Origin of the sequence: Exiguobacterium sp. LL15, assembly GCF_024436095.1 — a bacterium.
Lineage (GTDB): Bacteria > Bacillota > Bacilli > Exiguobacteriales > Exiguobacteriaceae > Exiguobacterium_A > Exiguobacterium_A indicum.
Window position 1 is genome coordinate 487,464 of the sequence record NZ_JANFNX010000001.1, and the last position, 13,916, is coordinate 501,379.

The window sequence follows — 13,916 nt, forward strand, 5'->3', positions numbered from 1 at the left end:
CTTTGTCTAACGACAAATCTCGCGCGAATAAAAACTCTTGTATAGTCGACATATTCAATTACATTGCTAACATACGTGTGACGCGTCAGCGGAACTAGTACTTGAACTTCAAAAAAACAAACTATCATTCATAAAAGACTTTAATGAGAGACTGTTTGTTTATTGGTTCTGATATAAGAACTAGCGATCTTTGTCTAACGACAAATCTCGCGCGAGGTTCACTAACGTGGTTATGAGCAGCTGGTAATACAGGCGAAAGCACTGGCGATATACTGCGCTATATTACGCAAGCCTACGAAAGTAGGCGTAGGGCACCGCAAACCAACGCTAATAAAAATAATTAAATTTATTTAGCGTAATTTGGTTGTTAAAAGAGCTAATTGTTCTATTACGTTATAGAGAAGTAAAACGATAAATTTATTTTGCGTAATTTGCCTACAAAAAGCGCTAATTGTTCTATTACGTTATAAGAAAGAATTTATTAAATTTATTTTGCGTAAACAGTCGATGAAAAGCGCTAGATGTTCTATTAGTATATGAGGAAGCATTACGTAAGCCTACGAGAGTAAGCGCCAATCAGCGCTAATAAAAATAATTAAATTTATTTAAGCAAAAAATAGTATAAAAAGCTCTAATTGTTGCCTTTACTATATGAGGAAGTATTTATTAAATTTATTTTCGGTAAAACCGTACAAAAAGCGCAGATTGTTGTATATAAGTATGACGGGAGTAATATTTTAAATTATTTTGCGTAATTAGGTTGCAAAAAGCGCTAATTGTTCTATGTAAGTATGAGAGGGCACGTATTAAAGATTATTTTGCTTAAAAACCGCACAAAAAGCCTAGATTGTTGCACATGTATATGAGGGAGTGTTGTCATTGAGCACACCACTAAAAATAGTTGCTGATTATTTTCGTTAAAAATAGTGTAAAAAGCTCTAATTGTTGTATGTACTATTGAGGAGATATAAGCAGTAAATTTATTTCGCTTTAAAACCCGATAAAAGTGCCGATTGTTACCTTACTATATGGAGAAGTATTTTGTGAATTTTATTTTACTCAAAAATGGAACAAAAGATACTAATTGTTGTACGTATATATGAAAAGGCATAGCCTGATCAAAATAATTAAATTTATTTTTGACAAATAACCGCCAAAAAGGCCGAATTGTTGCCTATAAGTATGAGAGGGTATTTTTTAGATTTATTTTTGATAAATAACCTCTAAAAAGGCTAAATTGTTGCCTGTACTATATGAGAAGGTGTAGGCCGGTAAAAATAATTAAATTTATTTGCGTGTTTTGCCTGAAAAAAGCACTAATTGTTACCTATAAGTATGAAGAGGCATTTAAACATAAATCATTTCAGCAACTCGGCATTCGCCGGATTGCTTTTTTTGCGTTGTATTAGCCACATTGGCTTATCCAAGGGAGGAGAACAAGATGAATTCCATTAAAGAAATGCTGGACGTTTCAGGCTTGTCGGTCCGAGAAGTCTCGCGCCAAACCGGAGTCTCACGCTATATCACGCACCAAATCATCTCATACCCGACGTACCAACCGAATGATCCGAAGAACAAACGCAAGATTATCGCATTTTTGACCGATTATCTGGCGCAAAAGGGCGAAAAATGCACACAAATAGTGAAGGAGCTGGTTTGAAATGACGCTAATTTCAAGACCGTTTAAGCAGTCGACACTTTGCCGAACTGGTTTAGTAGAAAGCGTGACTACAACGTTAGAGACGAGCGGTAAAACAGTCACAGAATCGCAAGAATCGCACTTTTATCGCATGGTTGACGTGCTGGTTAATCGTCGTGCTTACGACAAAAAGGTCGCCATCGTCGCTGACGTCGGTTTAGGTAAGACGCTGTTGATTACGCGGTTTATCGAAGCCACAGCGAAGCATTCCGGTAGTCCGATCGTTGTCGTAGTTCCGCGCGTTGAGGTCGTGGATGAACTGGTGACCGCAGCAAACGAAGCACGCGAAGGTTCAGCCATTGCAATCCGGCGCAAAGATAGCTTTGTTGACGAGACAGATTACGCAAGGCAGTTAGATGTTGCGCATGAGTTCCGCATCGTGATCCTTACGCACGCAATGTTCCGGATCGCGCTCGATTCCGGAATGTTCGATAGCCGGTTGGCGCAGTTTACAGGAGTAGTCGGTACATTGAAAGACACTCGTTCAATTATCGTTGACGAACAACTTCCGTTACTACGCGAGCATGCTATCTCACGAAGCTCTTTAAGCATGATAATGACGAATTTAGAGAACGTCGTAGAGAATACTCGCCGATTCACCGGTACTAACTTTGCTGTTCGTTCCTTCGAAGAGGTACGTCAACATATCCGGAACTTGTCTGACGTGATTGATCGGACTGAGCGCGAGTCATTTCACGCAAAGCGCATACCTGCGATTAATGAGGCATTTTCGCTACCCCCAAGCCTAGTCGAACAAGCACGCGCTCGCTTCGGCTTTGATTTCGAGCGACTGTTAAAGTCTTTTGAGTTCATCGTAAAGACCGGCGCGCGGTTGGAGTGGAAGCAAACTAAGACGGATGGGGTTTATTTGACTGATAACCTTGGTGCTTCCGTCAACGATTTCGGACTGTCTTGCTTCGAATCCTTAGCTGGGTCCTTGAATCCGTACGACGTCGTTTTCTTCGATGCCACAGCGGAGTTTGACGCAATGTACGACTTGTTGCCGAGCCTTCAAATCATTCGCCCGGAGACGCCAGTATTCGACTATTCAAATCTTACAATTCGCGTCTGTAACGCCGTCACTGCTTCTAAACGATGGGCATCGAGTCCAGATAACATCGAAAGACTACGCTATTTAGTCGAAGGCGAGCTAATGCTCGAGCATGAGCAACTCTTGGTGTCCGTATTTAAAGGGGATCCGATGGAACTGCTTATGCAGCGTCTTGCTGCGGTTAATCCGGATAGTGTCTTGTACAAACCGAATGACAGCGGCCGAGGCGTGAACGATTACGAGCATGCAGACGCAATCTTGCAGGTAGGAACCGCGATTCCAGCGGCTATTACGAACATAGCTATCGGAGACAGTCGCTACCCCGATGAACAAATCGATGGACACTATAAGCCTGATCGTAGTGCTTCGATTCTCTATGCGGATCCGTTAGTGCAAGGTGTCGTCAATTCGCATATCGGTGTCACGACAATCCAAAATATCGGTAGACTGCGGCCAGGAAGAAAAGAAGACGCGTTAACTGCCTATCTCTTAGCTGTTCCTGACGAGGCTGTAGCAATGATTGCGCAGGCGTTCCCTGGTGCGAAGATAATTCATGAACCAATTTTAAAAGGCGAATACAGCGATACAGTCAAAGCTATCGCTGATTTACTACAGACACACGATGAACCGGAGCTAAAGAAGGCGCTGATTTGCAGTGCGATCGGGATTGCCCCGAACTCGCTCACCCGCGCTCTACGAGAGAATCAGACTTTAAATCGCGTTTTTACAGTGCATGGCTACGAACGCGTTTCGACACAGAAGTATAAAAAATCAAATTGATTACACAAAGGCGTCTTCCTTCGGGGAGGCGCTTTTTGCATATAAAAAACTAGATTGGAATGGTGCCAAATGACGGAAGATCAAAAACGACGGATTGCAAACCGAAAGAAGCGACAGTCTCGACACACACTATTAGGACGTCTGCAGCGTTGTGCAGAAAAAGCTAATCGAAGTGCTGCAGAACTAGGGCTGGATGATCGCATCACTACCGCGGAGCTTACAGAGTTGTACATGAAGCAGTCGGGACGTTGTGCGATTTCAGGTAACTTGCTGACTTTCAAAGATCCGGAGAGCCAATCATACCTTTCTCTTGACCATGTGATCGGTCTACGGTGCAAGAGCGGTTTAGGGACAAACACTGTCGCTAACATGCAGTTGGTTCGACTGCCTCTAAATAAAAGGAAATCCGTGAAACCCCTTAGCAAGCTATTCAATCGGAAGCGCCCTGTAGTGACCCGAATGATGTTGGATAGTTTTGAGGAAGGGGAGATTGACGCACTTGTCGAGAGCCAAAGAGCTCAAATGATTAGTCTTGGATTGAAACCCAAAGATGGTTTCACTGTTGTTGCCAATTATGTAGAAAAAAGAAAAGTAAAACGCGCTGGGTGACATGGAGTCATTCGGCGTTTTTTTATTACATTCTAGGAGGACGATAAAATGAAATTCTTAGAGCAGGATAAGAAGCTAGTCATTTTACATGACGCAAGGGTCGTTGAACTGCTGCACAAGTTTCCGGCAAGCGAAGATGAGTTTGTTGCTTACATCAAAGGCGCAAAAAAGATTGGTAACCGAAACGCGCTACGTGTCGTCGAGAGGCTCATCTTGGTGAATGGCATTCATACAAAAAAGACTGCTCTTACGTATCGAGCGGCGATGGCGCTATACAGCGACTCGCTAGAGCTTATCGGTATAGAGGTTGAACACCTAATCGACGAAGGTGACCGCACATGATGCAATTACAGGCGTTGATTTCGTTGCAGGATCAATTTTCTGCACCAATGAAGAAGCAAACCGCAGCACTGCGCATGTTCGAGTCTAGTACGACGAGTGCGATGTCTACGGTAGGTGCTATGACACGATCATTCAGTGGCGCTTCAACGGCTTCGAGTAGCGTATCGCGAGCGTTTAAAACCCTGTCTGCCGCGACAAACACGGTGGCAGAAGACCTACGTACTGTCGATGTGACTCAGCCGTTAGATGGCGCTGATGTTCGTTACGATTCGCTAGGTCGACGCATTCGAACGGTCTTTAAAGGCGTGAGTGCCGAAGCCCAGCGCATGAGCGCAGAGATTCGATCAGCATTCGCGCAACAGCGTGTAGCGATGAACGGGCTGCGGGATGATTCGATTAAATCGCAATACGCATATTTCCAACTGGCGAAATCTAGTAAGGAATATACCGGCACGACCGGCGACTTTATCAATCAAATCGAGAAAATGGGTAAAGCCGATAAGAAGACGAAGGACGCGATGATCGCCTCTAACGAAGTGGCAAAAATGTCATTCTATCAGTCGGTCGGATCCATGATGGCGCGGTCGACTCAATCGAGCAAGATTGCGGACAACTTCGCTAGAATGAACAACCCGATCTACAAATTAAATACTCCGTTACTCAGCGTAGCGAACGGGTTAGAGGGGATTGCGAAGCGTGGAACGCCTGCAGCATTGGCTCTAAGAGCATTGGGGCCGACTGCGAACATGAAGCAACTAAACGACATGACTCGAATGATTTCGCAGGGATTAATGCGCTCCACAGCGGTTGCACTCGTAGCTGGTGTCGCGGCATACGCATTCTACTCGAAGCTACACAAATCGGCGATGGATGCTAACAAAGGCTACGCAGATTCGTTTAAAGCGATGACCGCAAGTATCTCGCAAACATTCGATCCTCTCGTTCAGACGTTCGCAGAATTGATGACTCCGATTTATAATGTCACAACGAAAATTAGCGACATGATAGCGAAGTTCCAGGAAGCGCACCCGACAATCGCGAAAGTCGCCTCAGTATTCATGATCTTAGTACCAGCACTCACGCTTATACTTTCGCCACTCGCTGTAGGTATCGGGCTGTTTGGAGGGCTCGGAGCAGCGATCGGGGCGATGGCACCGCTGTTAGCGCCGGTTGTCGTAGGGTTTGCGTCAATCATGGGTACGGTGGTTGCGGTAGCAGCGGGGATTACGTTGCTCGGTACGGCATTCTATTTACTTTACGCGAAATCCGAAACGTTCCGGTCCGGGGTTACTGCCATTTGGAACGGGATCAAAAGCGCTGCTATGTCGGTGTTCAATTTCCTAGCGCCTTATGTCAATCAGGCTATGACGGCTGTTACAACGTTCGTCCAATCGAAGCTAACGATGATGCAGCAGTTTTGGACGCAGAACGGCGCACAGATTTTGACCGCATTGACTAACGTGTGGACCGTGATTACTAGCGTGGTTCGCGCCGGTATGGCGATACTGACGCCGATTTTCATGATTGGATTTGCGTTGGTGAAGACGATTGTGGTCGGCGCGTGGGCTGCGATCAAAAATGTGATTACGGGAGCATTGAATGTCATCATGGGCGTAGTCAAAGTCTTTACCGGTATCTTTACGGGCGACTTCAGCAAGATGTGGGAAGGCGTTAAACAAATCTTCTTTGGTGCGATTCAAGCGGTTTGGGGCTACGTAAACTTGGTTTTCGTAGGGCGCATACTGAAGGCTGGCGCAGCTCTGTTCACGGGGCTACGATCTACTGTTTCCGCCGGGTGGAGTTCAATTCGCACATACTTCTCAAATAGTATCTCGTCAATCAAGTCGAGTGTTTCGGGAGCTTGGACTACTATTAAAGGCTTGTTCACCGGTGGATTCAACAACGCTAAGGCGACAGTCAGCGGAGGGTGGAACAGCATCAAATCGTTCTTCTCGAATGGTATCTCAAATGCGAAAACCTCGGTGTCAAACGGATTCCAAAACATGCTCACGACTGTTACCTCGAAAATCGACTCGATCAAATCGAAAATCGCAGATTGGGCGAAGTCCTTGCCAGGGAACATGCTGTCAGCGTTCAGTAGCGCAGTAGGGCAACTCAGCTCAATCGGTTCACTCGTTTGGGAGCAGATTAAAGGATCGTTGCCGAACATTTCGTCAATCAAGGACTACGTCACTGGAGCGGTCACCGGTAAGAAATCCGGTAAGAAGGGCGGCGGCAAGTCAGACGGATCGTTCTACTCAGGCGCCTACAACATTCCGCATAATGGTTTCCAGGCAACGCTACACTCCGGAGAGTCCGTACTAACTGCGAGCCAATCGAACACGTTGCGTAAGGCAGGCGTTCTGTCTAGTCGTAACGGAAACCGTCCTGTCGTTAATCCTAGCGCAGGTGCTTCGACTGCTAGCGTAGGTGGAACGGTTGACCGATCAATCAACATTACGATGCAAGGCGTTGCGATTCGCGAAGAAGCGGACATTGCAAAAGTAGCAGCGGAGCTAGCGAGCCTACTCGAAGGATTTGACGATAGAGCACGTTAAGAAAGAGGCGTCCGATATGGGGAAACAAAATTCGATTACTGATTTGCGAAGAGTTATAAAGAAGATAGGTCACAACAGATATATCGAGTTAGAGATTTGTACGGTAGTGAGCGAAAATCCACTCGAAATTCTGCTGGACGGCACTAGCGAAATGTTAACCGCGGAGGACATTATCGTTTCTGAGCGATTGACCGACCACACCGTCGACATCGAGATGGACGGGGTAAATCGCACTGCAAAGGTCAAGAACGCGTTACAGCGAGGGGATCGCGTATTACTGATGTACGATTCGAGCGATAATAGATCACGATTTGTCTTAATTGATCGCGTGATGTTCGCTGAAGACTTGTAAGGTTGGATTAACGAAGATAGACGGAGTGCGGCGTGTGATTGCGTCATACTCCGCTTTATTATTTTATTTCACATATCGCCTTTTTAATAATCATACCTAATAATAAATTTTGATGGCTCATATCAATCTTTACTTTTATAAATCAATACATGATACAATTAATATATCGAATACATTGCATTTATATATCAAAAATATTTAAAAGTCGTACAATATGTAGAGTGAAAACTTTTCTTGTACCTAAGTCAAGGAAGGAGAAATGAATTTATGAATCAAAATCGTCGTATTACACACATTAAAGATCTTGCACAGATAATTCATAAATATGTATACCCTGAAAGAACTAAAGTTGATAAAGTAGATAGCATTATCGAGCTTTTAAGATCTCTCGGTGTAGAAGTTTATGAATCTAAAATGAGTCAACTAAATATTTCTGGCTACGTTACTATGTCACCTGATTCTGAAAAACCAATGATTGTAGTAAATTCTGATGAGCCAGTAAGTAGACAGCGATTCACTATGGCACACGAGTTAGGGCATTTGTTACTTCACTTCAATTGGGTACCCAACACTACATTAGACCCAGATGCAGGAACAAACGTCGCATATAGACACCATCTTGAGATTTATTCTCCAAATGAAAAGGTTCAAGAATACGAGGCTAACATGTTTGCTGCTGAGTTGCTAATGCCTTCTCATAAATTTAGAGAACTGAATGAAAAGAAAAAAGATGATGCAGATTTAGCTAATTATTTCGGGGTTTCTAAATCAGCAATCGACGTAAGAAAAAATACTATTGAACAATCACTTCATGCATGAGTGCGCACGGTAAAGGTAGTCAGAATAGCAATGATAAAGGTAAGCCTAAACAAGATGTATTCTTAGGCAGAGAATTCACTGCTTATGTAAGAAAAATACAAGAAGATCTTAGTAAAGACTCGGAAGAAACAAAGGACGAGCAAGAGAGTTCTGATGTAGTTTTGGGCGTAACAGATGAATCCCATAAAAAAGGTGATGACGAATCACCTATTTCTAAAAAAACCGAAGATGAAAGCTCACCTTCAAGTACGAAAAAACAAGCAAAGAGACCAAATACTCCTACAGATGCAGTTAGAAATTCATTAGAGTTTATTGAATCGGTATCTACGTCTTCATTAGATGTATATCGACCATCTGAAGAATTAGATAAACTAGCAAAAGATTTAGATGGTCACTTAAGCCAATTCTTGATAGAAGCCTTAAAAGAGTATAAAGATAAAGGTGCAGCAAGAGAGCAATGGTCGAATAGGATCTGGAAATTCACTAAGTATCTAGTAATTGGAACTTTCGTTCTGCTTTTTATAAATTATCTTTTAGTGAATTTAAAAACAGATTGGAAAACACCTTTAGTGACAGAAAAACTTTTATATGTATTTGTAGGTGGTATGTTCGCTCAAGTTATTGCCTTAATGATTATCGTTATGAAATATGTTTTCAGCCCATCTAAAGATGTTTATAGCTATCTGACCGAGCTAGTCAAAGCAAGGAAATTAAAGAATGGCTACGAAGACAACCAAGAAAATAACGGAAATAACTCGAATAACTAATTTTTAAGTATCGATAGAAAGCGTATTAGCGCACATGTTTAATATCAATCTTATAAAAATCGACAACTTGCGTAAACTGGCGATAAATGATCGTAGGGTTCCGAAAATACTTCGGTTCTTAATTCACGATCACGAATCCGAATGCCATCGCAACATGCGGTTGCGGGACATCGTTCCGGACGGCAACGAATGCCGGGACACCGGGTGGCTGTTAATGAATCCAATCGTGGACATCGTCCACGATTTTTTTATTGTCCGCATACAGGAGACCTGTTCCGTTGACTCGAAATATTAAGAGAGTGAATGCTACTACGAACAGGGAGGGCTTCAGGATGAGAAAAGTATTGATCTTCGGGGGAACACGCTACTTCGGACGCCGGCTTGCGATTCGGTTAGCCGATTCGGGGGATGACGTGACAATCGTCACACGCGGCGAGCATACGCCACCGGTTGCGAAGGGCTTGACATTTTTCAAAGGGGACCGGACGTCAAGTAGTACGATGAAGGACTTAAGCCAACAGCACTGGGATGTTATCTATGACAATATCTGTTTCACACCGTATCAAGCAAAGCTCGCGATCGACGCGTTTGAAGGAAAAGTCGGGCGTTACGTGTTGACGTCGACGATGTCTGTCTATGAAGGCGGTGGTGCGAATATCACGGAGCGTGCCTATAATCCGTTTCCCGGGAAATATGACCTCGAGAAGGAACATGGATATGGCGAAGGGAAACGCCAAGCGGAGAGTTATTTCTTCCAACGGGCGACGTTCCCAGTCGTTGCGGTCCGTTTCCCGGTCGTTCTCGGACCAGATGACTACACGGAGCGACTCGTCTTTCATATCAAGCGGGCGCTTGACGGGCGTCCGATTGTTGCCGAAAACACATACGCGAAGATGGGGTATATCTCAAGTTACGAAGCCGCTGCCTTTCTGGAGTGGTGTGGTCGCTCCGAACTGACGGGACCGATCAACGCTGCAAGTGACGGTGTCTTATCCATTCAAGACCTAGTGGATAAAATCGACCGCGTTGCGGGGACGACAAGTCAACTCGTCGCAAAAGGAGAGGATGAATCGCCACTTGCGCCAGAACGCGATTTCTATATGGATACGACAGCTGCGAAACAAGCCGGCTATCTGTTCCAACATGTCGATGACTGGCTCGATCGTTTGATTGAAGAGGAGGTGCGCAATCACCAATGATGCAGTTGATGAAACCAACTCTTGCGTGGGAGACAGAGTATCGCGCCTTTTTAGAAGACTGGCGAGAGTCGGGCGAAACGATCGTGCCGGAAGCAGTCGGAGACACATATGAACCACTGGGCGCTTATTTTGCGGAACTGAAGGAAATGGAGACAACAGTCAGACCGGGTCTTGTCACCCATTCGACGTACTGGATGGTCGACGGGCAACGAATCGTCGGTGCGCTGAACTTCCGGCATGACTTGACGGAGAACTTGAAGTTGTACGGTGGACACATCGGATACGGCATCCGACCATCCGAGCGTCAGAAAGGATATGCGACGACTGGGCTCCGTTTAGCGCTAGAAGAAGCACGGCAACGTGGACTCGATCAAGTGCTGTTGACGTGTGGCGTTGATAATCTAGCATCTCGCCGTGTCATCTTAGCGAACGGCGGACGAGAAATTGAGCCGACTGTTCGTAATGGACGCGAGACACGTCGCTTCATCATCCCGTTATGAGAATCCGTGAAGCACGTCTAGACGATGCGTCAGCTATCGCCCGCGTTCATATTGATGCCTGGCGCGAGACGTATCAAGGTATCATTCCAGATCTGTATTTAGCACAGTTGTCGCATGTGAAACGGACGCAACAATGGGAACAGACATTAGTCAATCAGCGCGTGTATGTTGCCGTGTCAGGAAAAGAAGTCGTTGGCTTTGCGCAAGGTGGAGCGAATCGAAGTGATGCGCGTGAAGGGGAACTCTACGCGATTTATGTCTTGCAAGCGTCACAAGGGCAGGGACTTGGGAAAGCGCTGTTTCAACGCATCGCTGAGGACTTAGCGGAATATGAGACGATGCAGGTTTCTGTCTTGCGAGATAATCCAGCGTGCCAGTTTTACGAGCGATTCGGTGGTCAGGTCTTCGAAGAATCGATGATTGAGCGAGGTGGGGTGGAACTCGTGCAACGGGTTTACCGGATACCTGTTAAAAGATCATCCGTATGAAATTGGACGTTTTCAACATCTTCGCTTTCCTTAGGCGGGATGTAAGCCGCGCCAGTTCCCATTCCATGTGATCTGTCGGGTCTTCCCTATCCCTGACGGAAGCACGCATCGTGCTTCCTTTTCCTGTGGGAGTCGAAGATGTTTGGTCACGTCCTCGATGTGATTCCATGAAAATAAGAGGTCGGACTCCGGTATGTCATCCGGAATTCGACCTCTTATTTGTTTGCAGCCATTCAGTTATCTCAAGAATGATTTGTTACTTTTTCGAACAGACTCGTCGAGTGTTGCGGGTGACGAGCAGATGGATCAACGAGAAGTTTCGCTTGGTTAACGGCGATCGGTGCTTCACCGAAGCCCGTTGCGATCAGTTTGACGCGTCCTTCGTAAGTCGCGATATCACCACAAGCGAAGACGCCCGGAATCGCAGTCTCCATCTTCGAATTGACACGAATCGAATTGCGTTCGAATTCGACTTCCCATTCTTTGAGCGGTCCGAGTGACGAGACGAAGCCGAAGTTACAGACGACATCGTCCGCAGCGACGACGACGACTTCACCACTTTCAGCATGTTTGAACGTCAGCGTCTCGATGTGCGTCTCACCTGTAACCGATTCAAGTGTATACGGCGTCATGACGTTGACGGACGAATCGTGTAACAGTTCGACCGAATGTTCATGGGCACGGAACTTATCACGACGGTGGACGAGCGTGACGGATTTTGCAATCGGCTCAAGCATCAATGACCAGTCAACTGCTGAGTCACCGCCACCCAGTAAGACGACTTGGCGATCCTTGAAACGTTCCATATCGTTGACGAAATAGTGTAAGTTTGTTTCTTCGAAGCGTTCTGCATCCGCTACTCCGAGTGGACGCGCAGCGAACGAGCCGTTTCCTGCCGTCAAGATGACGGTCTTTGTATAATGCTCGCCTTTATTCGTGACGAGGCGGATGATTCCGTCATCCATCCGTTCGTAAGCGATGACGGTCTCACCGAGCACGTATGTCGGATCGAATTCATTTGCTTGTTCAAGCAACCGATCGACCAGTTCCTGTGCTTTTACTTTCGGAAAACCGGCAATATCGTATATATATTTTTCAGGATAAAGCGTAGCGAGTTGACCACCTAATTGAGGTAGACTCTCGATGACCTTCGTCTTCATCTGGCGCATTCCTGAATAAAACGCGGTGAACAGTCCGACCGGACCGCCGCCGATGATCGTGACATCATATGGTTGGTGCATCTGATTCCCTCCTAGCGTTGGATAGGTCCATTATATAGGAAGTAGGGGGTGAAGGTGCAAGTACGGAACATCTCACATTTTTTTAAGGGAAATTACATTTTTCTTTTGCAATCATTCCTGAAAAGTGTTTCAATAGGCTTATAGACATGTGAACATTATTTGAACAAAATTTTTGAGCATTCGTCTGTAATTGAATGTGAAGAAAATCACAACAAAACTACGATTCGTAAGGAGTATCAGAACATGAACACACCTAACATTGTTATTCTTGGAGCGGGCTACGGTGGATTGATCACAGCAGTCAACCTTCAAAAGAAACTCGGCGTCGATCAAGCGAACATCACGTTGATTAACAAACACGACTATCATTACCAAACAACTTGGTTGCATGAACCAGCTGCAGGTACGATGTCTGCGGAGCAAGCGCGCATCTACATCAATGATGTCATCAACCCGTCACGCGTCAAACTTGTCAAAGGTATCGTTGAGAAAGTCGACACGGCTGCTAAAACGGTTCTCTTACAAGATGGCGGAACAGTTCCTTACGATTACGTCGTCGTTGCTCTCGGTGGCGTTCCTGAAACATTCGGTATCAAAGGATTGAAGGAACACGCTCTGACGATCAGCTCGTTGAACAGCGTCCGTAAAATCAAGGAACATATCGATTACTCATTCGCACAGTACAAAACAACAGGATCACAAGATCGTTCACTCTTGACGATCGTTGTTGGTGGTGCTGGATTCACAGGAATCGAGTTCATGGGTGAGCTCGTCAACCGTATTCCAGAACTGTGCAAACAATATGACATTCCACGCGAACTCGTTCGTGTCGTCAACATCGAGGCAGCACCAACAGTCCTTCCAGGATTCGATGCTGATCTCGTCAACTACGCACACAAATGGCTTGAGCGTCAAGGCGTCGAGTTCAAACTCGGTAACGGCATCAAGGAATGTGGACCAGGAAGCGTCACGTTCGGTCCGCTTCAAGGTGACACGACTGAGACGATCGAAGCAAGCACGATCATCTGGACAGGTGGCGTCAGCGGTAACCCAGTCGTTGCAGCATCTGGTTTCGAAGCGATGCGTAACCGTGTCGTCGTCGAAGAAGATCTCCGTGTTCCAGGACACGACAACGTCTTCATGATCGGTGACTGTTCAGCAGTCATGGATCCAAGTTCGAACCGTCCGTACCCACCGACTGCACAAATCGCGACACAACAAGCACACAAAGTCGCTGAGAACATCGCAGCACTCATCGCGGGTCGTCAAACATCGACGTTCACGTACGAAAACAAAGGAACGGTCGCTTCGCTTGGTCACAAAGACGGCATCGGCATGGTCTTTGGTAAGAAGATTTACGGCCGTAACGCATCGTTCATGAAAAAAGTCATCGACAACAAACACTTCTTCGAATTGAAAAAGCTTGGTCTTGCGATCAAAAAAGGGAAGTTCTAAGTTCACGTTTTAGGCAAATGTACACTCGTGCATTTGCCTTTTTTGTCGGTTATACT

At 45.6% G+C, this 13,916-nt stretch carries 13 protein-coding genes and 1 pseudogene; 13 read left to right on the forward strand and 1 reads right to left on the reverse strand.

Annotated features, from left to right (window positions below):
• Positions 1 to 1,441 precede the first annotated feature (1,441 nt).
• From NOM72_RS02380 to NOM72_RS02440, 12 genes and pseudogenes are all read left to right on the forward strand, one after another.
• Positions 1,442 to 1,660, forward strand: coding sequence for a hypothetical protein (locus NOM72_RS02380; protein ID WP_255997663.1), 219 nt, complete (start codon positions 1,442 to 1,444; stop codon positions 1,658 to 1,660).
• 130 nt (positions 1,661 to 1,790) lie between these two features.
• The gene (locus tag NOM72_RS02390; protein ID WP_370688695.1) at positions 1,791 to 3,530 is read left to right on the forward strand and encodes a DEAD/DEAH box helicase; all 1,740 of its coding nucleotides are present in this window, start codon (positions 1,791 to 1,793) and stop codon (positions 3,528 to 3,530) included.
• Between the two features lie 69 nt (positions 3,531 to 3,599).
• Positions 3,600 to 4,139, forward strand: a complete 540-nt coding sequence (locus tag NOM72_RS02395) for a hypothetical protein (protein WP_255997666.1) — start codon at positions 3,600 to 3,602, stop codon at positions 4,137 to 4,139.
• Between the two features lie 48 nt (positions 4,140 to 4,187).
• Complete coding sequence (locus NOM72_RS02400) at positions 4,188 to 4,481, forward strand: hypothetical protein (RefSeq protein WP_174316506.1); 294 nt, start codon at positions 4,188 to 4,190, stop codon at positions 4,479 to 4,481.
• The gene (locus NOM72_RS02405) at positions 4,478 to 7,039 is read left to right on the forward strand and encodes a phage tail protein (RefSeq protein ID WP_255997668.1); all 2,562 of its coding nucleotides are present in this window, start codon (positions 4,478 to 4,480) and stop codon (positions 7,037 to 7,039) included. Before NOM72_RS02400 ends, NOM72_RS02405 begins: the two co-directional genes overlap by 4 nt.
• A gap of 16 nt (positions 7,040 to 7,055) precedes the next feature.
• Complete coding sequence (locus NOM72_RS02410; protein ID WP_255997670.1) at positions 7,056 to 7,391, forward strand: DUF2577 family protein; 336 nt, start codon at positions 7,056 to 7,058, stop codon at positions 7,389 to 7,391.
• Positions 7,392 to 7,658: 267 nt separating this feature from the next.
• The gene (locus NOM72_RS02415) at positions 7,659 to 8,210 is read left to right on the forward strand and encodes an ImmA/IrrE family metallo-endopeptidase (protein WP_174316503.1); all 552 of its coding nucleotides are present in this window, start codon (positions 7,659 to 7,661) and stop codon (positions 8,208 to 8,210) included.
• Positions 8,207 to 8,977, forward strand: a complete 771-nt coding sequence (locus NOM72_RS02420; protein WP_255997672.1) for a 7TM-DISM domain-containing protein — start codon at positions 8,207 to 8,209, stop codon at positions 8,975 to 8,977. The genes NOM72_RS02415 and NOM72_RS02420 overlap by 4 nt, the downstream gene beginning before the upstream one ends.
• A 122-nt stretch (positions 8,978 to 9,099) precedes the next feature.
• Positions 9,100 to 9,192 (forward strand): annotated as a pseudogene (locus NOM72_RS02425) (iron-sulfur cluster assembly accessory protein); the annotation flags it as partial.
• A 117-nt stretch (positions 9,193 to 9,309) separates the two neighbouring features.
• Positions 9,310 to 10,176: an NAD-dependent epimerase/dehydratase family protein gene (locus tag NOM72_RS02430; RefSeq protein ID WP_035396393.1), complete on the forward strand. Its 867-nt coding sequence runs from the start codon at positions 9,310 to 9,312 to the stop codon at positions 10,174 to 10,176.
• On the forward strand, positions 10,173 to 10,676 hold the full coding sequence (locus NOM72_RS02435; RefSeq protein WP_075643068.1) for a GNAT family N-acetyltransferase: 504 nt from the start codon (positions 10,173 to 10,175) through the stop codon (positions 10,674 to 10,676). Before NOM72_RS02430 ends, NOM72_RS02435 begins: the two co-directional genes overlap by 4 nt.
• Positions 10,673 to 11,164, forward strand: a complete 492-nt coding sequence (locus tag NOM72_RS02440) for a GNAT family N-acetyltransferase (protein WP_255997675.1) — start codon at positions 10,673 to 10,675, stop codon at positions 11,162 to 11,164. The genes NOM72_RS02435 and NOM72_RS02440 overlap by 4 nt, the downstream gene beginning before the upstream one ends.
• 242 nt (positions 11,165 to 11,406) lie before the next feature.
• Here the strand turns inward: NOM72_RS02440 and NOM72_RS02445 are convergent, their stop codons facing one another.
• Positions 11,407 to 12,405, reverse strand: a complete 999-nt coding sequence (locus NOM72_RS02445) for an NAD(P)/FAD-dependent oxidoreductase (RefSeq protein ID WP_023469135.1) — start codon at positions 12,403 to 12,405, stop codon at positions 11,407 to 11,409.
• 243 nt (positions 12,406 to 12,648) lie between these two features.
• Here NOM72_RS02445 and NOM72_RS02450 point away from each other — a divergent pair, with 243 nt between their 5' ends.
• Positions 12,649 to 13,860, forward strand: a complete 1,212-nt coding sequence (locus NOM72_RS02450) for an NAD(P)/FAD-dependent oxidoreductase (RefSeq protein WP_023469134.1) — start codon at positions 12,649 to 12,651, stop codon at positions 13,858 to 13,860.
• Positions 13,861 to 13,916: the final 56 nt, after the last annotated feature.

What these genes read in the sequence shown, in the direction of transcription:
- NOM72_RS02445 (WP_023469135.1), bottom strand. Translation starts at nt 12,405, where the DNA reads ATGCACCAACCATATGATGTCACGATCATCGGCGGCGGTCCGGTCGGA.
- NOM72_RS02420 (WP_255997672.1), top strand. Translation starts at nt 8,207, where the DNA reads ATGAGTGCGCACGGTAAAGGTAGTCAGAATAGCAATGATAAAGGTAAG.
- NOM72_RS02390 (WP_370688695.1), top strand. Translation starts at nt 1,791, where the DNA reads ATGGTTGACGTGCTGGTTAATCGTCGTGCTTACGACAAAAAGGTCGCC.
- NOM72_RS02410 (WP_255997670.1), top strand. Translation starts at nt 7,056, where the DNA reads ATGGGGAAACAAAATTCGATTACTGATTTGCGAAGAGTTATAAAGAAG.
- NOM72_RS02400 (WP_174316506.1), top strand. Translation starts at nt 4,188, where the DNA reads ATGAAATTCTTAGAGCAGGATAAGAAGCTAGTCATTTTACATGACGCA.
- NOM72_RS02415 (WP_174316503.1), top strand. Translation starts at nt 7,659, where the DNA reads ATGAATCAAAATCGTCGTATTACACACATTAAAGATCTTGCACAGATA.
- NOM72_RS02435 (WP_075643068.1), top strand. Translation starts at nt 10,173, where the DNA reads ATGATGCAGTTGATGAAACCAACTCTTGCGTGGGAGACAGAGTATCGC.
- NOM72_RS02380 (WP_255997663.1), top strand. Translation starts at nt 1,442, where the DNA reads ATGAATTCCATTAAAGAAATGCTGGACGTTTCAGGCTTGTCGGTCCGA.
- NOM72_RS02405 (WP_255997668.1), top strand. Translation starts at nt 4,478, where the DNA reads ATGATGCAATTACAGGCGTTGATTTCGTTGCAGGATCAATTTTCTGCA.
- NOM72_RS02440 (WP_255997675.1), top strand. Translation starts at nt 10,673, where the DNA reads ATGAGAATCCGTGAAGCACGTCTAGACGATGCGTCAGCTATCGCCCGC.
- NOM72_RS02395 (WP_255997666.1), top strand. Translation starts at nt 3,600, where the DNA reads ATGACGGAAGATCAAAAACGACGGATTGCAAACCGAAAGAAGCGACAG.
- NOM72_RS02430 (WP_035396393.1), top strand. Translation starts at nt 9,310, where the DNA reads ATGAGAAAAGTATTGATCTTCGGGGGAACACGCTACTTCGGACGCCGG.
- NOM72_RS02450 (WP_023469134.1), top strand. Translation starts at nt 12,649, where the DNA reads ATGAACACACCTAACATTGTTATTCTTGGAGCGGGCTACGGTGGATTG.